This is a genomic window from Thalassospiraceae bacterium LMO-JJ14 (assembly GCA_021555105.2).
Taxonomy (GTDB): Bacteria; Pseudomonadota; Alphaproteobacteria; order Rhodospirillales; family Casp-alpha2; genus UBA4479.
Window position 1 is genome coordinate 3,251,732 of record CP134604.1, and the last position, 23,948, is coordinate 3,275,679.

General features: G+C 60.3%; 16 protein-coding genes and 1 tRNA gene. 3 read left to right on the top strand and 14 right to left on the bottom strand.

What is annotated here, in order from left to right; translation table 11 throughout:
* Positions 1-25: 25 nt before the first annotated feature.
* The 9 genes from L2D14_15440 to L2D14_15480 all read right to left on the bottom strand — a co-directional run bounded on the left by L2D14_15440 (position 26) and on the right by L2D14_15480 (position 13,457).
* On the bottom strand, positions 26-466 hold the full coding sequence (locus tag L2D14_15440) for an HIT family protein (protein WNJ99251.1): 441 nt from the start codon (positions 464-466) through the stop codon (positions 26-28).
* Positions 467-633: 167 nt separating this feature from the next.
* Positions 634-3,300, bottom strand: a complete 2,667-nt coding sequence (gene ppdK / locus L2D14_15445; GenBank protein WNJ99252.1) for a pyruvate, phosphate dikinase — start codon at positions 3,298-3,300, stop codon at positions 634-636.
* Positions 3,301-3,420: 120 nt separating this feature from the next.
* Positions 3,421-5,598, bottom strand: a complete 2,178-nt coding sequence (gene glyS, locus L2D14_15450; protein ID WNJ99253.1) for a glycine--tRNA ligase subunit beta — start codon at positions 5,596-5,598, stop codon at positions 3,421-3,423.
* 120 nt (positions 5,599-5,718) lie between these two features.
* Positions 5,719-6,639: a glycine--tRNA ligase subunit alpha gene (locus L2D14_15455; GenBank protein ID WNJ99254.1), complete on the bottom strand. Its 921-nt coding sequence runs from the start codon at positions 6,637-6,639 to the stop codon at positions 5,719-5,721.
* Positions 6,640-6,825: 186 nt separating this feature from the next.
* Positions 6,826-7,083 carry a hypothetical protein gene (locus tag L2D14_15460; GenBank protein WNJ99255.1) on the bottom strand — a complete coding sequence of 86 codons (258 nt, stop codon included), beginning with the start codon at positions 7,081-7,083 and terminating at the stop codon, positions 6,826-6,828.
* 167 nt (positions 7,084-7,250) lie between these two features.
* Positions 7,251-11,150, bottom strand: a complete 3,900-nt coding sequence (gene putA / locus L2D14_15465) for a bifunctional proline dehydrogenase/L-glutamate gamma-semialdehyde dehydrogenase PutA (GenBank protein WNJ99256.1) — start codon at positions 11,148-11,150, stop codon at positions 7,251-7,253.
* Between the two features lie 25 nt (positions 11,151-11,175).
* Complete coding sequence (locus L2D14_15470; protein WNJ99257.1) at positions 11,176-11,625, bottom strand: GNAT family N-acetyltransferase; 450 nt, start codon at positions 11,623-11,625, stop codon at positions 11,176-11,178.
* Positions 11,626-11,633: 8 nt separating this feature from the next.
* Positions 11,634-12,491, bottom strand: coding sequence for a S49 family peptidase (locus L2D14_15475; protein ID WNJ99258.1), 858 nt, complete (start codon positions 12,489-12,491; stop codon positions 11,634-11,636).
* A 24-nt stretch (positions 12,492-12,515) separates the two neighbouring features.
* Positions 12,516-13,457: a methyltransferase domain-containing protein gene (locus tag L2D14_15480; GenBank protein WNJ99259.1), complete on the bottom strand. Its 942-nt coding sequence runs from the start codon at positions 13,455-13,457 to the stop codon at positions 12,516-12,518.
* A 125-nt stretch (positions 13,458-13,582) separates the two neighbouring features.
* On the opposite strand from L2D14_15480, the gene L2D14_15485 reads away from it, so the two are divergent.
* A complete protein-coding gene (locus tag L2D14_15485) occupies positions 13,583-14,602 on the top strand; it encodes a polyprenyl synthetase family protein (GenBank protein WNJ99260.1) in 1,020 nt (339 codons plus the stop codon).
* A gap of 99 nt (positions 14,603-14,701) precedes the next feature.
* On the opposite strand, the gene L2D14_15490 is transcribed toward L2D14_15485, so the two are convergent.
* Positions 14,702-14,920 carry a helix-turn-helix transcriptional regulator gene (locus L2D14_15490; protein ID WNJ99261.1) on the bottom strand — a complete coding sequence of 73 codons (219 nt, stop codon included), beginning with the start codon at positions 14,918-14,920 and terminating at the stop codon, positions 14,702-14,704.
* A 187-nt stretch (positions 14,921-15,107) separates the two neighbouring features.
* On the opposite strand from L2D14_15490, the gene L2D14_15495 reads away from it, so the two are divergent.
* Positions 15,108-15,184, top strand: a tRNA-Pro gene (locus L2D14_15495).
* Positions 15,185-15,252: 68 nt separating this feature from the next.
* Here L2D14_15495 and L2D14_15500 read toward each other — a convergent pair.
* On the bottom strand, positions 15,253-16,449 hold the full coding sequence (locus L2D14_15500) for a hypothetical protein (protein ID WNJ99262.1): 1,197 nt from the start codon (positions 16,447-16,449) through the stop codon (positions 15,253-15,255).
* 523 nt (positions 16,450-16,972) lie between these two features.
* On the opposite strand from L2D14_15500, the gene dctP reads away from it, so the two are divergent.
* The gene (dctP, locus tag L2D14_15505; protein WNJ99263.1) at positions 16,973-18,181 is read left to right on the top strand and encodes a TRAP transporter substrate-binding protein DctP; all 1,209 of its coding nucleotides are present in this window, start codon (positions 16,973-16,975) and stop codon (positions 18,179-18,181) included.
* An 89-nt stretch (positions 18,182-18,270) separates the two neighbouring features.
* Here dctP and L2D14_15510 read toward each other — a convergent pair whose 3' ends face one another.
* The 3 genes from L2D14_15510 to L2D14_15520 all read right to left on the bottom strand — a co-directional run bounded on the left by L2D14_15510 (position 18,271) and on the right by L2D14_15520 (position 23,818).
* On the bottom strand, positions 18,271-20,865 hold the full coding sequence (locus L2D14_15510) for a TRAP transporter permease (GenBank protein ID WNJ99264.1): 2,595 nt from the start codon (positions 20,863-20,865) through the stop codon (positions 18,271-18,273).
* Positions 20,866-21,062: 197 nt separating this feature from the next.
* Positions 21,063-22,037: a TAXI family TRAP transporter solute-binding subunit gene (locus L2D14_15515; protein ID WNJ99265.1), complete on the bottom strand. Its 975-nt coding sequence runs from the start codon at positions 22,035-22,037 to the stop codon at positions 21,063-21,065.
* A gap of 425 nt (positions 22,038-22,462) precedes the next feature.
* Positions 22,463-23,818 carry an aspartate aminotransferase family protein gene (locus L2D14_15520; GenBank protein WNJ99266.1) on the bottom strand — a complete coding sequence of 452 codons (1,356 nt, stop codon included), beginning with the start codon at positions 23,816-23,818 and terminating at the stop codon, positions 22,463-22,465.
* Positions 23,819-23,948: the final 130 nt, after the last annotated feature.

Sequence of the window (23,948 nt, forward strand, 5' to 3'; positions counted from 1 at the left end):
TTAGAATTTTCTAAAGTAAAATTACTCAGCCGGCATCGGCGGCGGTGCGTGCGGCGATTTTCTCGGCCAAGGCGCCGATTTCCGCCATATCGCCCGGCACGATTTCCCAGTTCATGGTGAGACCGTCGCCATGCACGCGCGGGATCACATGAAAATGGATGTGGAAGACAGACTGCAATGCACCCGGCCCGTTGGCCTGCAGGATATTCACGCCGTCAGGCGCGACCTCGTCCCTGACTGCGCGGGCAACCCGGCTGACGCTATTCATGACCGGTCCGAGTTTGCCTTCGGGGGTCTCGAAGATATTCGGCGTATGCAGCTTGGGGATGATCAGCGCATGGCCCTTGGCAATCGGATTGATATCCATGAAGGCCAGCGTCTCGTCGTCTTCCCAGACCTTGAAGCAGGGAATTTCGCCACGGATGATTTTGCAGAAGATGCAGTCGTCATCGAGATGATTTGTCATCGCTCAAATCCCATATCATTCAGTTCAATCTTCAGGTCACTCCGGCGAAGGGGCAAGGCCATATCGCCAGCATCCTTTATCCACGTCATTCCGGCGAAGGCCGGAATCCAGTTCAAACATATTCTGGCCCCCGGCCTACGCCGGGGTGACGAGCTTGCTTATGACCCTCAACCGTTCTCGTCCGCCAGCGCCGCCTGGGCAGCCGCCAGACGCGCGATCGGCACGCGGTACGGCGAGCACGAGACATAGGTCAGGCCGACCTGATGGCAGAAATGCACCGATGCCGGATCGCCGCCGTGTTCGCCGCAGATCCCGAGCTTGATGTCGGGCCGGGTCTTGCGGCCGCGTTCGATGCCGATCTTGACCAGTTCGCCGACGCCGTCGACGTCGATGGTCATGAACGGATCGCTATCCATGATGCCATTGCGGTTATAGACGTCGAGGAACGGTGCCGCGTCATCGCGCGAGAAACCGAAGGTGGTCTGCGTCAGGTCATTGGTGCCGAACGAGAAGAATTCCGCCGTCTCGGCGATTTCTTCGGCCATCAGACAGGCGCGCGGCAGTTCGATCATGGTGCCGACCATGTAATCGAAGTCCTTGCCGGTTTCTTCCTTCACCGCTTTCGCCGCCGCATTGACCACATCGGTCATGGCGTCCAGCTCGCTTTTCATGCCGACCAGCGGAATCATCACTTCCGGCACCACGGCGATGCCGTCGGCCAGAACCTTGATCGCGGCTTCGAAAATGGCACGGGCCTGCATCTCGTAGACTTCCGGATAGGTAATCCCGAGCCGGCAGCCGCGATGACCCAGCATCGGGTTGGCTTCGTCCAACTGGTTCTTGCGGATCTTGATGTCCTTGAGCGACACCCCCACGCCCTTGGCGACGTCGGCGAGTTCTTCCTCGGAGTGCGGCAGGAATTCGTTCAACGGCGGATCGAGCAGGCGGATCGTGATCGGCCGTCCTTCCATGATCCGGAACAGGGTTTCGAAATCGTCACGCTGGTACGGCAGCAGCTTGTCGAGGGCGGCACGGCGCTGTTCCTCGGTCGACGACATGATCATTTCGCGCATGTGCAGGATACGCTCGGGATCGAAGAACATGTGCTCGGTCCTGGAAAGGCCGATGCCCTCGGCGCCGAACTTGACGGCGGTTTCGGCGTCCAGCGGTGTTTCGGCGTTGGCGCGCACGCCGATTTTGCGGAAGTCGTCGACCCACGCCATCAGCTTGCCGAAGTCACCGGTCAGTTCCGGCAGGATCATTTCGACGGCGCCTTGCATGATCTGCCCGGTGGTGCCGTCGAGCGTGATGATGTCGCCTTCGCCGTAACTGCGGCCCATGCAGGTCAGCGTCTTGTTGACCGCATCGACGCGCATGTCGCCGGCGCCCGAAACACACGGACGGCCCATGCCGCGCGCGACAACGGCGGCGTGCGACGTCATGCCGCCCCGCGTCGTCAAAATCCCCTCGGCCGCGTGCATGCCGCCGATGTCTTCCGGACTTGTCTCCGTGCGCACCAGAATGACCGCCTTGCCCTCGGCCTTCCAGGCTTCGGCGTCCTCGGCGGTGAACACGATGGCCCCCGTTGCCGCACCGGGCGACGCCGGCAGACCGCGACCGACGACATCCTTTTCGGCGTTCGGGTCGAGCATCGGGTGCAGAAGCTGGTCGAGCTGCATCGGATCGATGCGCCTGACGGCATCCTCGGTGGAGATCAGGCCCTCGTCGACCATGTCGCAGGCGATCTTCAGCGCGGCGCGCGCGGTGCGTTTACCGGACCGGGTCTGCAGCATCCACAAGCGGTTCTGCTGGATGGTGAATTCCATGTCCTGCATGTCTTTGTAGTGCGCTTCCAGACGTTCGCGGATCGCGCACAGCTCGGCAAAGGTCTCGCCCATCGCCTCTTCCATCGACGGCAGGTCGGAGCCCGAGGTTTCACGCTCGGCCAGGGTCAGCGACTGCGGCGTGCGGATACCCGCGACCACATCCTCGCCCTGCGCATTGATCAGGTATTCGCCGTAAAAGGCGTTTTCACCGGTCGCCGGGTTACGCGAGAAGCAGACCCCGGTCGCGCAATCCTCGCCCATGTTGCCGAACACCATGGCCTGCACGTTGACCGCCGTGCCCCAGCTTGCCGGGATGTCGTGCAGCCGGCGGTAGGTCTCGGCACGCGGGTTCATCCACGAGCCGAACACGGCGCTGATGGCGCCCCACAACTGCGCATGCACATCCTGCGGAAACGGCTCGCCCAGAACCTCGACGACGCGCTCCTTGTACATCGGCACAAGCGTCTTCCAGTCGTCGGCGGTCAGGTCGGTATCGAGGCGATAACCCCGGTCGACCTTGTAGTTGTCGAGGATTTCCTCGAACTCGCCGTGATCGACGCCGAGCACGACGTCGGAATACATGGTGATGAAGCGGCGGTAGCTGTCATAGGCGAAGCGCGCATCGCCGCTTTCCGCGGCCAGCGCTTCGACCGTTTCGTCGTTGAGGCCGAGATTGAGGACGGTATCCATCATCCCCGGCATCGAGGCGCGCGCCCCGGACCGCACCGAAACCAGCAGCGGCTTGTCGACGGAACCGAAGCTGCGCTCGAGTGTGCTTTCGATATTTGCCAGGGCTTCAAGCGTCTGCGCTTCGAGATCTTCGGGATAGGTTTTTCCGTGTTCGTAATAGTGGGTGCAGAGCTCGGTCGAGATGGTGAAGCCCGGCGGCACCGGCAGACCGAGATTGGACATCTCGGCGAGGTTGGCGCCCTTGCCCCCCAACAGGTTCTTCATATCGGCGCTGCCGTCGGCAGTCCCGTCTCCGAATGCGTATACCCACTTGGTCATTATCTATCCTCGTTAAAACTTAATCCGTCGTCCTGAACTTGATTCAGGACCCATAATCCTCGTATCCGTCCCGGTTCGTGTCGTCATGGACCCCGGCCTGCGCCGGGGTGACGATCTGTTCTACTTACCTTCGATCTTCGAAAAGTCCGCCACCCCATCGAGGGCGGAACGGATGCCGTTCAACAGCTTCAACCGGTTAGCGCGCAACCCCTTATCGTCGGCGTTGACCGTCACGTCATCGAAGAATGTATCGACGGGCTTGCGCAACCCGGCCAGCGCCTGCATGGCGGCGACGAAATCCTCGGACGCGAGCGCGGCGGCAATCGCCGGCTGTGCGGCTGCGAGCGCGTCGGCCAGCGCCTTCTCGGCGTCGTCCGTAAGCAACGATGCATCCGGCGCGTCATTATAGCTGATACCGTCTTTCTTCTCTTCCGCGCGGAGGATGTTGGCGGCGCGCCTGTAGGCGGTCAGAAGGTTCTCGCCGTCCTCGGTCGCAAGGAACGACTGCAACGCCTCGACGCGATTGATCAGACGTACAAGGTCATCTTCGCCGCCCTCATCATTCCCTTGGGCGAAAACGGCGTCGATCAGGTCGTGCCGCACGCCCTGATCGCGCAGGTGCACTTTCAGGCGGTCGGCGAAGAAAGAGAGGAGGTCGTTCGATACCGTCTGCTCATCAAGTACCGGAACCGTTTGCATAAGTTGCGTCGTCCCGCCTCCAGGCCGAGTTTCTTTCTCACCAATAGGGAACCTGACAGTCCCTGGTTCAACCGCGTCTTCAATCGAACGTTTAACGTCTTGATAGCTGGTCTTGAAAGCCTCAGAGAGTGGCAATCGAAGCTGATTTTCTATAATGAGTCGGATCACGCCGAGTGCCGCGCGGCGCAGCGCATAGGGATCTTTCGAACCGGTCGGCTTTTCGTCGATGGCGAAGAAGCCGACCAGCGTGTCGATCTTGTCGGCGAGCGCTAAACATACGCTGAGCGGTTTTGTCGGACAGATATCGTTGGGACCCAGCGGTGAATAATGCTCAGCAATGGCGTCAGCCACCTCAGCATCAACACCATCGTGCAACGCATAATATCTACCCATCAAGCCTTGCAGTTCGGGGAATTCACCGACCATGCCAGTCGAGAGATCAGCCTTGACTAGATCAGCAGCCTGAGAAATTGCGGATATTTGAGACAACTTAAGAACAGAATTAAAGGCTGCCGATAACTTACTAATCCGATCTATTTTGCCCCTGAGAGTGCCGAGCTTGGCGTGAAACACCCGGTCTCTGAGCGCATCGACGCGGCTTTCCAGCGTCTGCGCCCGGTCCTGATCCCAGAAGAACTTGGCGTCGGACAGCCGCGCGCGCAGCACGCGCTCGTTGCCGGCGACGACCTGTTTGCCGCCGTCTTTCGTTTCCGTGTTGGCGACGACGATAAACCGGTTTGCTAAACCAGTATCCTTGCCCAGCGTCGAGAAATATTTCTGGTGCGAGCGCATGGAGGTCGACAGCACCTCGTCGGGCAACTCCATGAACGCATCGTCGATGGTCCCCATCAGCACCACCGGCCATTCGACGAGGCCGGTCACTTCGTCGAGCAGACCCGGATCGTCTTTCAGGCTGAGACCTTCTTTTTCGCACAGCGCCTTGGCGTCGGCCTCGATCTTGGCGCGCCGCTCGGCGGGGTCGAGCATGACCTTGGCGGCAAGCAGCTTGGCTTTGTAATCGGCGAAGTCCGTCACCGTGAAAGCGTCAGGGGCCAGGAAACGATGCCCGACGGTTGCATTCGACGCCGTCACCTCGCCCAGTGTCGCCGCGATTTCATTGCCGCCAAACACACAGATCATCGAATGCACCGGCCGCACCCAGCGTCCGGAATACGTCGCCCAGCGCATCGATTTCGGCCACGGCAGATCGTTCATGGCTTTCGACAGCAGCCCCGGCAGCACATCCGCCGTCGCCGCACCCTTGGTGTCGACCAGCGCGAAGAAGAACGTGCCCTTCGGCGTTTCCCGTTCCTCGATTACGGCCCCTTCCGGCAGCGAGCCCTTGAAGCCGTTAATCGCCTGCTCGGGCGCGTTCACGTTCGGGCCGCGCTTTTCTTCGGAGACGTCCGGCTGTTTTTCCGGCAGGCCATCGATGACGAGCACCAGACGGCGCGGCGTCACGTATGAATTGGCGCTCTGGAAGTCGAGCCCGGCGGCCTTGAGGCCGTCCGTCACCAGCCGCTTCAGATCGTCCGCAGCGCGCGCCTGCATGCGGGCGGGGATTTCCTCGGACAGGATTTCAAGCAGGAGTTCAGGCATAACGAACCCCCTCACCTAACCTCTCCCCCCAAAAGGGGGAGAGGGATAAGTGGAACGTAACATTGCCGCGAGAGTCCCTCTCCCCTGCGAAGCGGGGGAGAGGACAGGTGAGGGGGCCGGTCATGACTGCCCCTCCCCGGCGTTCTTCTGCGCCATCCAGGCATCGGCGCAGCCCTTGGCCAGCGCGCGCACGCGGCCGATGTAGCTCTGGCGCTCAGTGACGGAAATGACGCCCCGGGCATCGAGCAGGTTGAACAGGTGCGACGCCTTCAGGCACTGATCGTACGCCGGCAACACCAGCTTTTCGTGGCCGCCCGCTTCAAGCACCGCCATGCATTCGGCTTCCGCGTCCTCGAAGTGCTTGCGCACCATCTCGGTATTCGCATGCTCGAAGTTGTAGGTGGAATACTCGACCTCGGCCTGATGGAACACATCGCCATAGGTCTTGCCGCCCTGATCCTTCGGAAGACCGTTCCAGTCGAGATCGTAGACGTTTTCGACGCCCTGCACGTACATCGCCAGGCGCTCGAGGCCATACGTCAGCTCGACCGGCACCGGATTGCAGTCATAACCGCCGACCTGCTGGAAATACGTGAACTGCGTCACTTCCATGCCGTCGCACCAGACTTCCCAGCCCAGCCCCCAGGCGCCCAGCGTCGGGCTTTCCCAGTCGTCCTCGACAAAGCGGATGTCGTGCATGTCGGGATCGATGCCGAGCACGCGCAGACTTTCGAGATAGAGCTTCTGCGGATCGGCCGGCGACGGCTTCATCAGCACCTGATACTGGTAATAGTGCTGCAGACGGTTCGGGTTTTCGCCGTAACGCCCGTCGGTCGGGCGCCGTGACGGCTGCACATAGGCGCAATTCCAGACGTCGTCGGGGCGGCCCAGCGCGCGCAACGTGGTCGCCGGATGGAAGGTGCCGGCACCGACTTCCATGTCGAACGGCTGGAGAATCACGCAGCCCTGCCCGGCCCAGTAAGCTTGCAGCTTCAGGATCAGATTCTGGAAGCAGGTCTCTTTGTTCGGTGCGTGCGCCATCGATGGGTGTTCGGTCCGTTTCGGTGCAGCGCAACATACGGGCCGATGGGCCTGTGATCAAGGATTAGGGGGCAGTAATTTTATCCTTCGAGACGAGCCTGCGGCTCTCCTCAGGATGAGGTGAAGAAATAATCCTCATGCTGAGGAGCACACACGGTGTGCGTCTCGAAGCATAAGGCTGCAAATCTACCCCGGATACGGGCAATCCTTGCGTCCGCACGATCTGGCGCCCGTGCTGGCGACAAAGGCATCGCAGACGTCGCAACGGACCATGTCCTCGACAGGTTCAGCGCTGCCCTGCGTCTCGCGGCGCGCCTCGCGGACCTTCTCGTGGCGGCGTTTGTCCTGCACTTCCTGACGGCGTTGCAGGTACTTGAAGCCCTGCCACACGGCAAAAATGATGGCCGCCAGCAACAACAGCTTGGGGAGGGAAAATCCGAACATGCACCCTTTTACGTGCCGGAGCGATTCGCGGTCAAGTTATTCCCGGCAAGCCCCCTCACCTGTCCTCTCCCCCGCGCCGCAGGGGAGAGGGACTTTCGCATCCCCGCACGATTTCAATTATCCCTCTCCCCCTTCAAGGGGGAGAGGTTAGGTGAGGGGGTGTTTTATCACACCTCGCCCGGCAGGCTCGACGAGCCGTCGCCGATCGACAGCAGCGACGCATTGCCGCCGGACGCCGTGGTGTCGATGGACAGCGAACGTTCGTGCACGAAGCGGTGCAGGTAATGCGGGCTGCCCGCCAGCGGCTGTCCGGCGCCGATATCGCCGGCCGGGTCCTCGCGGAACGCAATCACCGGACGGATCGCGGCGTCGGAAGCGGCAAGAACCGCGTTGATCGCCGACATCATCGGCACCGGCCCGGCAACGGCCACGGCCTCGATCCCGGCCACCGAAACGAGATCTCCAAGCGATGCATCGCCGCCCGCCGCGACCGCCGTCACGGCCTTTTTATCGACACCGGCATCGCAGAACAGCTTGCACACCGCCTCGGCGACGCCCGCCTCGGCATGCCAAAGGATCGCACTGTTGCCCGCCGCCAGCGCCGCCCCGGCCTGGGCGATCAATGCACCGGTGCTGCCGCCGCCGCCGGATGCCAGACACAGCACCGCGCCGCGCGGTGTCAGGCTCAGCTCGTTCTTTTCCCCGGTCGGACCGGGCAGCGTCGCCGCTTCGGCGAAGCTGGCGTCGACATGTGCCGCATAGGCGCGCAGATACGAAGCCGCCCGTGACGCCTCGTCCGCGGCCAATTGCTTCATGGCGCCCTGTTCCAGCGCTTCCGCCGCGTCCTCGATGATGTCGCAGCGGTGCTCCACCGTTTCCGCCCACAGGGGCGCGCCGGGCAGCTTGCCCAACTGGGCGCGCGCGATACAGGCATCGTCCAGCGCAACCTCGACCCATGCGGGCGCATCCCCCGCCGCACCGGTTTCCGAAACGAAGCGGTGCAGGTAATCCGGCCCGCCGGCCTTGGGGCCGGTGCCGGACAGGCCCTGCCCGCCGAACGGCTGCACGCCGACGATGGCGCCGATCTGGTTGCGGTTCACATAGGTGTTGCCGACCTTGGCCGCGGCATAGACGCGCCGCCAGTTGTCGTCGATGCGCGTGTGGATGCCCATGGTCAGGCCGTAACCGGTGGCGTTGATGGCCTCCACCACCTTGTCCATCTTGCCCGACTTGAAGCGGACCACGTGCAGGACCGGGCCGAAGACCTCGCGCTGAAGCTGGCTCAGGCTGTCGATCTCGAACGCCGCCGGGGTGACGAAGCAGCCATGCTCGGTGCCCGCGCCCAGCTTCGTGCGCATGATTTCATTGCCCTCGCCCAGCATCCGCTTGATGTGGCCGTTCAGCATGTCGCGCGCCTCGGCGTCGATGACCGGGCCGACATCGGTGGAAATATAGGCCGGATCGGAAACGTTCAGTTCCTCCATCGCGCCGGCAATCATGTCGATGGTGCGATCCGCGACGTCGTCCTGCACGAACATCACGCGCAGCGCCGAACAACGCTGCCCGGCGCTCTGGAACGACGACATCATGACGTCGCGCGTCACCTGTTCCGGCAGCGCCGTCGAATCGACGATCATCGCATTCTGCCCGCCGGTCTCGGCGATCAGCGGCGGCATGGTCCCGGAGCGTGCCGCCAGCGTGCGGTTGATCAGGCGCGCAACCTCGGTCGAGCCGGTGAAGCACACGCCGCCAACCCGTTCGTCGCGGACCAGCGCCGCGCCGACACGCGCGCCGTCGCCCGGCAAAAGATGCAGAACGTCACCGGGGATACCGGCCTTGTGCAGAATTTTCACCGCTTCGGCGGCGATCACCGGGGTCTGTTCGGCAGGCTTGGCCAGCACCGCATTGCCCGCCGCCAACGCCGCCGTGACCTGACCGCAGAAAATCGCGAACGGGAAATTCCACGGGCTGATGCAGGTAAACACCCGCCCGCCCTTCATATCGATCATCGCGGCGTCCGTATCCGGCGCCCGCAGGCGGACACCGCCGCCCAGATCGTCGCGCGCGCGGTTCGCGTAATAACGGCAGAAATCCACGGCTTCGCGTATCTCGGCGACCCCGTCGAGGACCGTCTTGCCGGCTTCGAGCGTACACAGCGCCATCAGCCGGGCCATGTCCTCTTCCATCAGGTCCGCAGCACGTTCCAGGCAAAGCGCCCGTTCATCGGCGGTGCGCGCGGCCCATGCCGGGGCGGCCTTGGCGGCGGCGGCAATCGCCTTGTCGATATCAGCGTCGGTCGCTTCGGATGCGGTGCCGATGCGCCGGTCGAAATTCTGCGGCGAGACGACATCGCGCGACTGTTCGCCCGCGCTTTCTGTCCCGTCGACGATGGGCCCGGCTTTCCACTCGGTGTCGAGAACTTTCGGCATCTCGACCGCAAGGTCCCTGAGAACCGCGCGGTCGGTCAGGTCCATGCCCCGGGCGTTTTCGCGCCCGGCGCCATAGATATCGCGCGGCATCGGAATGCGCGGATGCGGCTTGTGGGCATAGCCCCGGACTTGTGCGATCGGATCGGCGATGATCTCGGCAATCGGCGTTTCCGCATCCTGCACACGGTTGACGAACGACGAGTTGGCGCCGTTCTCCAGCAAGCGCCGGACCAGATATGCCAAAAGGTCTTCGTGCTGACCGACCGGCGCGTAGATACGGCAGCCGGTGCCGACCTTGTCGCCTTCGATGGCCTGTTCATAAAGCTCCTCACCCATGCCGTGCAGGCGCTGGAACTCGAAATCGCGATTGTTGCCGGCGAAGTTCAGCACCGCCGAAATGGAATGTGCGTTGTGCGTCGCCAGTTGCGGATAAAAGGCATCGGTGTTGGCGAACAGTTTCTTCGCACAGGCCAGATAGGAAACATCGGTGTTGGCCTTGCGGGTAAAGACCGGATAGCCCTTGAGCCCCAGTTCCTGCGCGCGCTTGATCTCCATATCCCAGTACGCGCCCTTGACGAGACGCACCATGAAACGCCGCCCGTGGCGCTTGCCCATGTCGGCCAAATAGTCGAGCACGAACGGCGCGCGTTTCTGATACGCCTGCACGACGACGCCGAAACCCTGCCAATCCTTCAGTTCCGGATCGCCGGAAATCGCCTCGAAACAGTCCAGCGACAGATCGAGCCGGTCGGCTTCCTCGGCATCGATATTCAGACCGATGTCGTACTTCGCGGCATCGAGACACAGCGCGCGTAGCCGTGGCACCAGTTCGTCCATGACACGGCCGATCTGGGCCAGCTCGTATCTGGGGTGCAGCGCCGACAGCTTTACGGAAATACCCGGTCCCTTGTACGGCCCGCGCCCGTTCGCGGTCTCGCCGATCTTGCGGATTGCCGTCTTGTAAGCCTGAAAATAGCGCTTGGCGTCGTCCATCGTGCGCGCCGCCTCGCCCAGCATGTCATACGAATAACTGTAGCCGCGTGCTTCCCAGTCGCGCGCGCGCTCCAGCGCCTCGTCGATGGTGCGGCCCATGACGAACTGTTTGCCCATCACGCGCATCGCCTGATTGACGCTTTCACGCACCACCGGCTCACCCAGCCTGGCCACCAGCCGGCGGATCGCGGCGTCGGGCGAGCGCCCCTTGTAGCCGTGCATGTTGACGACCTGACCGGTCATCATCAAAGCCCATGTGGACGCGTTGACGAACAACGACGACGACGCGCCCAGATGTTTTTTCCAGTCCGCCGAGCCGAGCTTGTCGCGGATCAGGTCTTCGCGGGTGTCGTCGTCGGGCACGCGCAAAAGCGCTTCGGCGACGCACATCAGCAGCACGCCTTCCTGCGTCGACAAGCCGTATTCATGCAAAAACGCGTCGATGCCGCCCTTGTGCACGGTCTTGTCGCGGACCGCCTGCACCAGTTTGTGCGCATAGCTTTCGATATCGCCGAGCGCATCGCCACCCAGCTCGAGGTCGTTTAACAGCCGTTCGACGCATTCCGTTTCGTCGGCGCGATAGTGCGCATCGATTTCCCCGCGGTCGGGAGCTGCGTGCATATTCGGGTTTTTGAAGATCATCATGTCGACGCGTCTTTCAGATTGAGTTTCATATGCGGAATAAACCGCCCGGGAATTGAGCCGGAGGGGGCTTCGCCGACTTTAACGAAACCCAGGCTTCGGTAAAAGGTTCGGCATTCGGATCGGCATCCAGATGCAGGCTTTCAAGTGCCAGGGCTTCAGCGCGTTCATGCAATTTACCCCACAGCAACTTTCCGATACCGGACCCGCGCAAATCCGGTTCCACGCAAAAGGAATGCACGACACCGGTGCGGCCATCCGGCTCGACCGTCAACGAGGCACAGCCGCAAACCCCATCGTCGTCGGCGACCCAGAATTCACTTTCCCGCAGGCTCTCGGCGTTCACCGTCAGTTCGTCCCGGCACGCCGCCATGAAGGCATCGTCATAGCCGTTCGATTGTTTCGAGCGCATGGAAAGGCCGGTCAGCACCTCGCCTACGTCTTCGCGCGCCTGACGGATTGCAATATTCGCCTTCATCATCTTGCCTAAAGCCGGTAGCGGTCCCAGATCATCCGTTCTTCCACGGCGCCGATCAGGCCGTCGACCCAGATCCCGGCATCCGCTTGCCCGTGCGCGCCAAAGCGCCGCGACAGCCAGGATTTCTGCTGCTTGAAGACCGGCATTTTGACACGTTCGCCATAGCGCTCGCGCAATGTCTGGCGAATATCGCCGAGCGCGTCGGCGAGGCCCAGGTCGACGGCACGCCGCCCGGTCCAGAACGCGCCGGAAAACAGTTTCGCGTCGTCCTTCAGTTTGTCGCCCCGGCGCTCGCGCACGTATCCCTTGAAGCTTTCGTGCATGTCGCCCTGGATTTCCTTGAGCCGGGTCACGTCGGCTTTCTTTTCCGGCAGGAACGGATCCATGAACGACTTGTTGTCGCCGGCCGTATGCAGGCGCCGCTCGACGCCGATCTTCTTGATCGCCTCGACAAAGCCCATGCTCGACGAAATCACACCGATCGAACCGATGATGGAATTGTCGACGACGACGATCTCGTCCGCGGCACAGGCAAGCCAGTATCCGCCCGACGCCGCCACATCCTCGCAGAACGCGAACACTTTCTTGTCGTGTTCCACCGCCAACTGGCGGATGCGTTTGGCAATCAGCGCGGACTGCACCGGCGAGCCGCCGGGCGAGTTGATGACCAGCGCCACCGCATCGGCATGCTTGATCTTGAAGGCGCGTTCGAGGATTTCCGCGACACTTTCCAGCGTCAGGCCCTTGCGCATCGGGCCCATGCGTCCGATGACGCCCGATAACGGCACCACGGGAACAACGGGCGGCTTGTCGCCTGTCGCCCATTCGCGGATTTTCGGCAGAACGGTCTCGGTGATAAATTCCATGTCGTGTGCTCCTTGCGCTACAGCTTAGGAGATGTGCAGCGCTTTTGCATCCCGCAACACCTGCTGCGCCGCATCGGTAAAACTGCCATCGGCCTTGTGCAGGACAATCCGGCCCGTCGTCATGCGCGCCGCCTGCGCGCCTTTACTGGCCTGAATAATGGCGCGTTTGACCGGGCGTCCGTCATCGACGGGCACCAGCTCCAGGCATTTGATATCGCCGAACCGCCCGGCGAACGCCGCGATGATTTCATCGATCCGCTCGCGGCGGTGGATCATGCTCAGCGTGCCGCCGTCGCGCAGCCTGCCGGCCATGAAGCCGAGCCATGCCGAGAGGTCCGCCGTACTTTCCACCGTCGCCAGGGCACGCGCCGAATCGGCAGGCGTCTGCCCCTGGCGGGCATCCAGAAACGGCGGGTTCGACATCACATGATCGAACATCTGGCGCTCGAACGATGCCGGCGGGTCGGCGATATCGATAACCTGAAAGCGGGTCCGCTCTTCGCTGGCGTTTCTTTGCGCCGCACGGGTGGCCAGCGCGATCAGGTCGGGTTGCACGTCGATTCCGGTAATCGACGCATCGTGGACGCGCGCCGCCAGCGCGAACGCCGCCGCCCCGGTCCCGGTGCCGCAATCGAGTATCTGGTCCTTGGCGGCGGCCGGCACCGAGGCGGCCAGCAGGATCGGGTCGATGGCGGCGCGGAAACCCGATTTCGGCTGCAACAGCACCATCCGGCCACCGAGGATGCTATCCTCGCTGACGCGGTCTTCGGCTTCCTCGACCACCGCCCAGGCGGCCCAGTAATCCGCGTCGGGCACCATGACCCGCTGTAGCGCCGTCATGTTCATCGGCTGCAGGACAGACGAGGCAAAGGCGTCCAGCACCAGCGCCTCGATCCCGTCGGCCGCCAGTTCGGCCTGCAGATACGACAAAAACACCGGATCGTTGGAGCGGGCGACTTCACGCATAAAAATAGCCTGTTACGCTGTATATCTTGCCCACTGTAAACGCGGTCCTTATGCTTTCAACCAGAATGGCCCTGGGCGGACAAGTTCAGCCAAAAAAACGTTGATAAACGATTGGGGATAAAAACGTGGGTGTCGTCGTAAGCCTGGACGGAGAGCGCGACAAGCGTCCATCACTCGATGAGTTGCACGCGCTGATCGCCGATGACCTGAAAGCGGTCAACGAAGAGATCGTCAAACGCATGCAGAGCCCGGTTGCGCTGATTCCGCAACTGGCATCGCATATCGTTGCCGCCGGCGGCAAACGGCTCAGGCCGATGCTGACGCTGGCATCCGCCGAGTTGTGCGGCTATTCGGGCGGCACACGTCATGTGACGCTGGCGACCTGTGTCGAATTCATTCACACCGCGACGCTTTTGCATGACGATGTCGTCGACGAAAGCGAACTTCGCCGTGGCATGCAGTCGGCCAACGCCATCTTCGGCAACAAGGCCAGCGTGCTGGTCGGCGACTTCCTGTTCTCGCGCTCGTTCGAGTTGATGGTCGAGGACGGCTCGCTCAAGGTTCTCGGCATCCTCAGCCGCGCCTCGTCGGTGATCGCCGAAGGTGAGGTCCTGCAGCTTCTGACCACCAACGATACCGAAACCGGCGAGAGCCAGTATCTGGAAGTCATCAAATCAAAGACCGCGCAACTGTTCGCCGCCGCGTGCCGTATCGGCGCCGTTGTCGCCGAACGCCCGAAGGTCGAAGAGGACGCGCTGGAATCTTTCGGCATGAACCTCGGCATCGTCTTTCAGCTGATCGACGACGTGCTCGATTACCGCGCCGAACAGGCGAAACTCGGCAAAACCGTTGGCGACGATTTCCGCGAAGGCAAGATCACGCTGCCGGTTATCCTCGCCTTTCGCCGCGGCAGCGAGGAAGAGCGCACGTTCTGGCGGCGCTGCCTGGAAGACCTGGAGCAGTCGGACGGCGATCTGGAACGGGCCATTGAGTTGATGGAAAAGCACGCGGCCCTTTCCGACAGTGTCGACCGCGCCCGGCACTACGGCGCCATTGCCCGCGACGCCCTCGGTATTTTCAGGGATTGCCCGGAAAAACGCGCCCTCGTCGATCTCATCGATTTCTGCATTCAGCGCGTACACTGAGCGCCGCTAGTCTGCCGCATCCTTCGAGACGCGTCCCATTGGGATTGCGGGGGGATTGCGGGGGGATTGCGGGGGGATTGCGGGGGGATTGCGGGCCGCTCAGTCTTTCTTCGCCACTTCGCCGTCGTAATCGAGTATGCCGGCATCCAGCGCGAAACAGGCGAGGCGTACCGATTTCGGGATCTGCACGCTCTTGCCGTCGCGCTCGCCCTTTTCGTAGTACTGAATCATGCGCGGTTTGAGGCCCAGCATTTCCGCCGCTTTCTTTTGCGACAGCTTGCGGGTTTTGCGCCATTTCCTGAATTTTTTACCGTTCATCGCCCGTGGTCCCCAGTGTCTCCCCGCATGTCATATATCAGATATTTGACGGCGCACCAATTTTACGCACCGAGTGCGGTTTCTCAAGGACAGCGGCCGTTTTGTCGCCGCATGTTTTTTTTGGACGCACCTCTTTGCGGTTCTTGCTCTTGCGCGGTGGCGGGTCTATAAAGCGCGCCGGCCCAGACGGAGTGTAGCTCAGCCTGGTAGAGCACTGTCTTCGGGAGGCAGGGGCCGGAGGTTCAAATCCTCTCACTCCGACCAATGAAACAGGGGGGGCTGTCAGTACAGCCCCCCCCTGATACAAATGACCCAGGAAAGAGATTACTTTTTTAAGCGCGTTTATTCTCAGGAGCTTGAGGATCAGGAGAATCCCTCCAAAGAAGCGTCAAAGCGATGCCTGGTAGCACCCATTTCTCAATATCAATCGAAACCATTCTTTCATTTCCTGGCCATCCTTTGATATCAACATTTTCATCAGCATTTCGATAGTATCGTGACGGGCCAACGCTTACCGTTTCAATCACATAGTCCTCCGATGATGAAAAATTGAAATTAAAACTTTTCACCGGCTCAGGTAAGCTAAGAATGTAACTATTATCCTCAGGTGATAATACTGATTCCTCCGTAATAGATATTTTAGTGTTCATCTTGTTCAGAATTATTTCTTTTTCTATGGCAATCTTTAGAAAAGGCTTTTCATAATATGCAAATACGCAACCATCTTCTGATTTATATTTATTTTTTGAAATAATTTTTTGAATTATATCTTTTTGATTTTCTTTATTTACTAATATTGGATCTTCTCCTTCGATCTCTAATTTTATATCTAAATTATTCATCTCTTCTAAAAGATTATCTTTCTCGCAAGGAAAAATGCTTAATGATTTCACATTGTGCTTAATTCCGACACCATGAGTCACCAGTTCGTATCTCTTAACTTCCGACCAACGGGTATATGCACTTACAGGAATTTTCTTAATGTTTACTGTAGCTCGATATCCTTGCCGGTATACACTCTCCTTAGGCATCGACTTATCAAGAAATTGAGTGGTGACATAATCAAGATACCCTCCCACTCCTTCAGCATGATCGCCATAGTGCTTTGCTAAGCTTAATATGCCGATTTCCTTATAATCCTCTAAGGTAGCTTTCCCATGCCTAATCCATGACAGAATGATGTCAGTTTCAAGATTAACGACTCCCGTGAGAAGCGTATCCGACATGTTTTTAAAACCATCATCAACTGATTTAGTGATACTATCTATTGAGTCGGATATTTTTTCTGACAATAGGCTGGATACCAAGTCACCAAAAACGAGGTAAGCTCCACCTAAACACACAGAAACAATGACTATCGCTCCAACCCCTAACTCCCCAAATATGAAATTTATAATGGCTGGAGTGATTTCTTTGGAGCCCGCCGCGTATTCAGCTATATATTTTGGCGCGAGTGTCTGATCGAGTATATATAAGACTAATCCGAGTACAAGAAGGCTGATACCCGGCAATTTATACCCTTTTTTCATAATTTCACCTTACCTTATTGTGTAGGGCATGAGCGCCCTTAAAACTCAGAATGTAAGATTAATCTTAGGTAACATTTGCACGTCAACTCTTGAAAGATGGCACAAATAGTGACACATACCCTTTGATTAGAAAACGTTTGAGAAACATCATTATCTTTACGAATAGTCGGTTTTGAATGGATTGTTACCGTTAAAACGTACTAATCTTACAGTCTCAGCAAAGGGAGTCCGCCTTATGATTTGCTTCAAGGAATCAGAATTTTAATCTAACCTGAGCATACAGAATTCAAACAGGGTCGGAGGTTAAAATCGTCTCACTCCGACCAATGAAACAGGGTCTCCGGCTCACGCCGGGGGCCTTTTTCATTTATCCTGCCGTGCGCCTGTGAGCAGTCCCTGAAAACCGCCACGCCGTGACGGCGGCGGGCATCTGCACCCAGGCACTGGAAGTTCCACCCCGAACAGTGCTATCGCTATGCGCTCAAGGGCGGTCCAGCCGCCGGGTCTCGTTCAAGGGGGATACATGCGCAACGCCGTCATCGGCCTGATTATCGGAATTGTCGCCGGGATCGTTCTCGGCACCACGGTCATCGCGCCCCGACTTGCACACAACGTGAAACAGGAAATCGGCCTCACGGACTCCGCCGCCCCGGGCGCACCTGCCGCTGCGACGGACAGCCAGAAAACAGACAAGGAAACAGACCAGAAAAGCACCACGACACCCCCCGCCCCTGCCGTTGTCGCCGAAACAGCGGCCACGGGGCCGGCCCTGCGCGTCAACATGGCCAGCACCTACGCGGAAGCGCTCGCCGGTCACGGCACCCTCGCCAGACGTCTCGAGAAAAACGTCTGGCGGATTTCCGACGGATCGCTGGATATCCGCTTCAATCCGCCGGGGGCGCTGGTCAAGGACGGCGAAGCGCTGGACGCGGTGATATCCGGTGCGATCGACGCCTACTTCACCGATATGGACGTGCTCGCCGCGCGTGACCCGGCCATGTCGCTGCTGGCCGGGCCGCCTTTCGGCGCCTCGGTCGCGGCCTATCTGGGATGGATGGCAGGCGGCGGCGGGCGTGAAAAACTGAACGAACGGCTGGCCGAGCTTGGCCTCGGCGGCATGACCTGCGGAATCGTGCCGCACGCCGCCGGCGGCTGGTTCAAGAAGCCGCTGAAAACGACAGAAGACATCAAGGGCCTGCGCATCCGCGCCAACGGCCTCGCCGCCGGGATGTACGAACGGCTGGGGGCCGACGTGGTCGATTTCTCCTTTGACGAAACCCTCATCGCCCTGGAATCCGGCCTGCTCGACGGGGCGCAGATTTCGGCGCCGCATATCGATCTGGCGCTGGGCGCGGCGCGCGGCGGGTGGACCTATTACATGCCGGGCTGGCGCACACCGGCACGGGTTTTCATTCTGCTGATGGCCGAGAAAAAATGGACCTCGTTGTCCGAAGTGCAACGCGCGCAATTGACGACCGCGTGCAGCGACAATATTCGCCATGCCATTGCCGAGGGTGAGGCCCTGCAGTTCGAAGCGCTCAAGCAGATCATCAAATCCGGCGCCGATGTGCAGCCCTGGCCCGTCGAGATCACCGACGCCATGCACAAGACCTGGGACGAGATGGCCCAGGAAATGCAGAAATCCAGCCGGCCCTATTCACGGGTCCAGAAATCCTGGCGGCAATTCATCAAGGGACAGTCGATCTGGGAAGAGCTGGTGCGGCCGAAGTAGCTGCACGCGTCTCGAAGGATGAACTTCCAGCCCTGAAAAAAACGCCGCCCCCGAAGGAGCGGCGTTTCGCATGGAACCGTAAGACGTTATCACGCTTCGGCTTTAGCCCGTCTGCGTTGCATGACGATGATCAGCCCCAACAGACCGAGCGCCGGCAGCCAGAAGACTTCCTTCGGCAGGCGGTCGGTCGGCAATTCAACGATCAGGACCTCCCAGTCGAAATCGATCTTGGCTTTTTCCGCCGGGCTGCCGAAGCCGACATCGGCGACGATCATCTTGCCGTCTTGCTCCTCGAGACCGAGGCCCGTCTGCGACATCAGCCGCTCGTGACCGTCATCCATCTTTTCACCGAGCGGCAGGACGACGAACTTCTCGACACGTTGTCCGGTGGCGAGATCCTCGCCGCCAACCTTGATGCGGATATCGGCACCCGACTTCATCTCGGCAGCCAGTTCATCGATCTTCGTCGCGTCGACCTGATGATACGGCGACCACACCATGTCGAGCCAGAAACCGGGCCGGAACAGGGTAAAGGCGATCAGGATCAGCAGAACCGATTCATACATCTTGGAGCGCGCGAAGAAATATCCCTGCGTGCCCGCCGCGAAGACCAGCATGGCCGCCGTGGCGATAATGAAGATCAGGATACCGTCGAGCCACCCGACATCGATCAAAAGCAGATCGGTGTTGAAGATGAACAGGAACGGCAGCATCACGGTGCGCAGGCTGTAGAAGAATGCGACGAACCCGGTCTTGATCGGGTCGCCCCCGGACACGGCTGCCGCCGCGAACGACGCAAGCCCCACCGGTGGAGTCACATCCGCCATGATGCCGAAGTAAAACACGAACAGGTGCACCGCGATCAGCGGCACGATCAGACCTTCCTGCGCGCCCAACTGCACCACGACACCGGCCATCAGGGACGACACGACGATATAGTTCGCCGTCGTCGGCAGGCCCATGCCGAGGATCAGACTGATGATCGCCACCAGAATCAGCATCACCATCAGGTGACCGCCGGACAGGAATTCGACCAGTTCCGCCATGACCTGACCGATCCCGGTCAGCGACACCGCACCGACGATGATCCCGGCGGTCGCCGTGGCGACACCGATCCCGATCATGTTGCGCGCACCGTCGGCCATCCCGGCCAACAGATCGGCAAAACCGGATTTGAAGGCCCCGGCATAATCCCCTTCACCGCGGAAAAACGCCTTCAGCGGTTTTTGCGTCAGCACCTGGAAGATCAGCAGCGCCGTCGCCCAGAATGCCGACAGGCCCGGTGACTTGCGTTCGATCATCAGGAACCAGACCAGCACCACGATTGGCAGCAGATAATGAAAACCGGTTTTCGCGGTCGGTGCCATTTCCGGCAGTTCGACCACCTCGGCATTCGGATCGTCCAGTTCCAGATCCGGATACTGCGCGGCAAACCGGACCAGCACGACATAGATCGCGAGCAGAACAACCGTCAGCACCAGCCCCGCGTTGTCGCCGAAAACATCCTTCATCCAGCCGATGCCGAAATAGGTGACCGTGGCCATTGCGGCGGTTACCGCAATGCCGATCAGGAAACCGTTGACCTTTTGCATGACCGAACGCATCGGGCCGGATTTCGGCAGCCCCTTCATGCCGTTTTTGGCGGCTTCCAGGTCAACCAGGTAGAACAGCGCGATATAGGAAATGACGGCGGGCAGGAAGGCGTGCTTGACGACTTCCTGATACGAGATGCCGACATATTCGACCATCAGGAACGCAGCCGCCCCCATGACCGGCGGCATGATCTGACCGTTGACCGAGCTTGCCACCTCGACGGATCCCGCCTTTTCGGCGCTGAACCCGACCCGCTTCATCAGCGGGATCGTGAAGGTCCCGGTCGTCACCACGTTGGCGATGGACGAGCCGGAAATCAGGCCGGTCATGGCCGAGGCCAGAACGGCCGCCTTGGCCGGGCCGCCACGCAGGTGGCCCAATGCAGCGAACGCGACCTTGATGAAGTAGTTGCCGGCGCCGGCCTTGTCCAAAAGCGCGCCGAACAGCACGAACAGGAAGACGAAGCTGGTGGAAACACCGAGCGCAATACCGAACACGCCTTCCTGGGTGATCCAAAGGTGCGACATCGCCTTGTTAAACGACGCCCCCTGCCAGGCAATAATATCCGGCGCGTATTCGCCGAAGAAGATATAGGACGCAAAAACCATGGCGACGATCATCAACGGCGGACCGAGCGCACGGCGCGTGGCTTCCAGCAGACAGACCAGGCCAATCGCGGAAACCGTCAGATCAGCGGTATTCGGCAGTCCCGGGCGGTCGGCGAGCGAGGTCGCGAATACCGCCAGATACGCCGCGCAGCAGGTGCCGACGATGGCCAGCACCCAATCGATGACGGGAATGCGGTTCTTCGGCGAGTTGGCGAACGCCGGGTACGCCATGAAGGCCAGGAAGATCGCGAAGCTCAGGTGCGTCGGGCGCGTGTGCGAGTTGTTCGGGATCGGAATGATATCCGCAAAGATGTACGGCAGCGGCGAAGCGATCCAGAGCTGATAAACCGACCATGAAATTGCGATGATGGTCAGAAACTTCCCGACACCGCCTTCGGGATTACGGCCCCCGGTATCGGATGATGCAACAAGCTCGTCGAGATCGATTTCCGGCTTTGCCGCCGTTGAATTCTGTTCGCTCATTCTCGTTTTTTCCTTCTCGCCCCGACCGGTCCTGCCGGCCTCGTGAAGCACCCCTGTAGCGCCTGTATGCGGCGGTTATTGCCGCTTGTTCTTCGAAATCAAGATGCCGGTTGTTCCGGCTTTTGTTTGATGTCGGTAAAATGTCTTAACGAAAAAGGAACCGGGGGCGGACCGAAGCCCGCCCCCGGCCTGCCCGATTACTTAACCAGGCCGGCTTCCTTGTAGTACTTGGCGGCACCACCGTGCAGCGGTGCGGAAAGTGCGTCTTTCACCATTTCTTCTTTTTTCAGATTGGCGAAAGCCGGGTGCAGTTTCGTGAACGTTCCGAAGTTCTCGAACACAGCCTTGACGACGGCATAAACGGTGTCGTCCGGGGTTTTGGTCGAGCTGACGAACGTTGCGCCGACACCATAGGTCGCGGTGTCGTTCGGCGTACCGGTGTACATGCCGCCGGGGATCGTCGCTTTACGATAGAACGAGTTGTCGGCGACCAGTTTGTCGATGGCCGGACCGTCGACAACGACCATGTTCGCTTCGCACGACGTGGTCGCTTCCTTGATCGAACCCGACGGGTGACCGACGAGGAAGAAGAAGGCGTCGATCTTGTTATCGCACAGCGCCTGCGACTGTTCGGACGACTTGAACTCGGTGGCCAGCGCCAGCGCGTCGGAACCGAAACCAAGCGAATCGGCCATGACTTCCCAGGATGCACGGGTACCCGAACCCGGGTTGCCGATGTTGACGCGCTTGCCCTTGAGGTCCATGACCTGCTTAACATTGGCGTCCTTGCGGGCGACGATGGTCACCGGCTCGGCATGCACGGAGAACACCGCGCGAAGTTCCTTGAACGGGCCCTGGTCCTTGAACTTCGACGTGCCGTGATAGGCGTGATACTGCCAATCGGACTGAGCAACGCCCATGTCCAGCTCGCCGGCGCGGATGGTGTTGATGTTGTAAACGGAACCGCCGGTGGATTCCACCGAGCAACGGATACCGTGTTCCTTGCGGCTCTTGTTCACCAGACGGCAGATCGCGCCGCCGGTCGGATAATAAACCCCGGTGACACCGCCGGTACCGATCGAGATGAATTTCCCTGCTGCGTCAGCAGAGCCCGCGCAGAGCGAGATGCCGATAACGGCGGCACTAACCGCCAGTGTTTTTTTGAAGTACATATGTGACTCCTCCTTGAGATTTTGATTCAGTTAAGCTCTCCAAATCACTTAAGGCATCATGTTCTTGCCGGGTTATCCCCGAAACTGACACTGCCGAATGACGGCCGGTCTTCTTGACCGGCCATACAACGACCGGGCTAACGCCCGGCCAATCGCCCGCTGCAACTCCCTGCCGAAAACGCTCCCTGCACAGGGGGCAGCCAACGTACGAATTCTGATATGGGTTTGATAACAGGGCGCCTCCCAACACCATGATTCATGATATAATGCACATCATGATCCATGCTGTCCACTGTGTTGGCAGAATCCCCGGTTTTCATGCTCCCTGACGCGGTCATTTTCATCCCGTCTGTCATTATTGAGAAAAAGTGTAACACAGCATGGGGGGCGTGCAAGCCAACCCTTGCCGTGTCAAAAAGGCCCGCTCAGGCCTTGATTTCCGCCAGCGATATCTCAACCGCCCCGGACAGTTTGTCGACCAGCTCATCGAGCTGGGCATCGGTGATGATGAATGGCGGCGCCAAAAGCACATGATCGCCGCGTGCGCCATCCGCCGTTCCGCCGCCCGGGTAGCAGATCAGGCCGGCCTCGAAGGCGTGCTTCTTGATCCGTGCATTGAGCTTTGCCGACGGATCGAAGGTCTCCTTGGTGGCCCGGTCCTTGACCAGTTCGATGCCCTGGAACAGACCGCGGCCGCGGATATCGCCGACATGCGCGTGGTTGCCGAAACGCTCATGCAGCTTGTCGACCAGCAGCGCCCCCTGACGCTTGACGGCATCGAGCAGGTTCCGGTCTTCGATTTTCTTCTGCACCGCCAGCGCCCCGGCACAGGCCGTCGGATGGCCCATGTAGGTATGGCCGTGCTGGAATGCACCCGAGCCCTGAATGAAAGTGTCATAAACCTTGTCGGTGACCAGTGTCGCACCGATCGGCTGGTAGCCCGCGCCGAGCCCCTTGGCGATACAAACGATGTCTGGCACCACACCGTCCTGCTCGTAGGCGAACAGGGTCCCGGTACGGCCCATGCCGCTCATGACCTCGTCGAGGATCATAATGACGCCGTACTGGTCGCAGATCTCGCGGATGCGCTTGAAGTAGCCGGCAACCGGCGGCAGCACCCCGGCAGTGGCGCCGCCGACCGTTTCGGCGATAAAGGCGGAAACGTTTTCCGGGCCGAGGCGGAGGATTTCCGTCTCCAGTTCGTTGGCGATGCGCAGCCCGTATTCTTCCTCGCTCTCGCCCGAGCCCTGATCGCGGTATGGGTAGCACGGCGCGATCAGCGAGGTTTCGACCAGCAAGGGCGCATAAGGCTCGCGCCGCCACACGTTGCCGCCGACCGCCAGCGCGCCCAGCGTGTTGCCGTGATAGCTCTGGCGCCGCGCGATGTAGCGGCCACGCGACGGCTCGCCGCGTTCCAGATGATACTGACGCGCCATTTTCAATGCCGCCTCGACCGCTTCCGAACCGCCGGACACGAAATACGCCGCGCGCATGGCGCGGGTCTCGTCGCCGGGCGCACGGTCGATCAGGAAATCGGCCAGCTCCTCGGCCGGTGCCGATGTAAAGAAGCCGGTATGCGCAAAGGCGATCTCGTCGAGTTGCGCCTTGATCGCGGCGATCACGTCCGGGTCGGAGTGTCCGAGGCACGACACGGCGGCACCGCCGGAGCCGTCCAGATAACGCTTCCCGGCGCTGTCGATGACATAGATGCCGTCACCCTTGACCGCCGTCGGCATCGACGATTTCGGCGCGCGGTGAAAAACGTGTGTGCTGGATGACATGGTCCGGGCCTCCCTACCCAATGAACGCTAGATCAGAGGCAATCATGTTTGGCAGGGGCTTGCAACACCAGGGGCTTGCAATACCCAGTCCCCACGCCAGGATTGCGCACCGATCCGGTCATGCTAGGAT

Bases quoted from the DNA above. Each gene is read 5' to 3' on its own strand.
- L2D14_15460 (WNJ99255.1), bottom strand. From the start codon at position 7,083: ATGTTCGGATTTTCCCTCCCCAAGCTGTTGTTGCTGGCGGCCATCATT.
- L2D14_15510 (WNJ99264.1), bottom strand. From the start codon at position 20,865: ATGAGCGAACAGAATTCAACGGCGGCAAAGCCGGAAATCGATCTCGAC.
- putA (WNJ99256.1), bottom strand. From the start codon at position 11,150: ATGATGATCTTCAAAAACCCGAATATGCACGCAGCTCCCGACCGCGGG.
- ppdK (WNJ99252.1), bottom strand. From the start codon at position 3,300: ATGACCAAGTGGGTATACGCATTCGGAGACGGGACTGCCGACGGCAGC.
- L2D14_15440 (WNJ99251.1), bottom strand. From the start codon at position 466: ATGACAAATCATCTCGATGACGACTGCATCTTCTGCAAAATCATCCGT.
- L2D14_15470 (WNJ99257.1), bottom strand. From the start codon at position 11,625: ATGAAGGCGAATATTGCAATCCGTCAGGCGCGCGAAGACGTAGGCGAG.
- L2D14_15500 (WNJ99262.1), bottom strand. From the start codon at position 16,449: ATGAAAAAAGGGTATAAATTGCCGGGTATCAGCCTTCTTGTACTCGGA.
- L2D14_15520 (WNJ99266.1), bottom strand. From the start codon at position 23,818: ATGTCATCCAGCACACACGTTTTTCACCGCGCGCCGAAATCGTCGATG.
- L2D14_15490 (WNJ99261.1), bottom strand. From the start codon at position 14,920: ATGAACGGTAAAAAATTCAGGAAATGGCGCAAAACCCGCAAGCTGTCG.
- L2D14_15480 (WNJ99259.1), bottom strand. From the start codon at position 13,457: ATGCGTGAAGTCGCCCGCTCCAACGATCCGGTGTTTTTGTCGTATCTG.
- L2D14_15455 (WNJ99254.1), bottom strand. From the start codon at position 6,639: ATGGCGCACGCACCGAACAAAGAGACCTGCTTCCAGAATCTGATCCTG.
- dctP (WNJ99263.1), top strand. From the start codon at position 16,973: ATGCGCAACGCCGTCATCGGCCTGATTATCGGAATTGTCGCCGGGATC.
- glyS (WNJ99253.1), bottom strand. From the start codon at position 5,598: ATGCCTGAACTCCTGCTTGAAATCCTGTCCGAGGAAATCCCCGCCCGC.
- L2D14_15515 (WNJ99265.1), bottom strand. From the start codon at position 22,037: ATGTACTTCAAAAAAACACTGGCGGTTAGTGCCGCCGTTATCGGCATC.
- L2D14_15475 (WNJ99258.1), bottom strand. From the start codon at position 12,491: ATGGAATTTATCACCGAGACCGTTCTGCCGAAAATCCGCGAATGGGCG.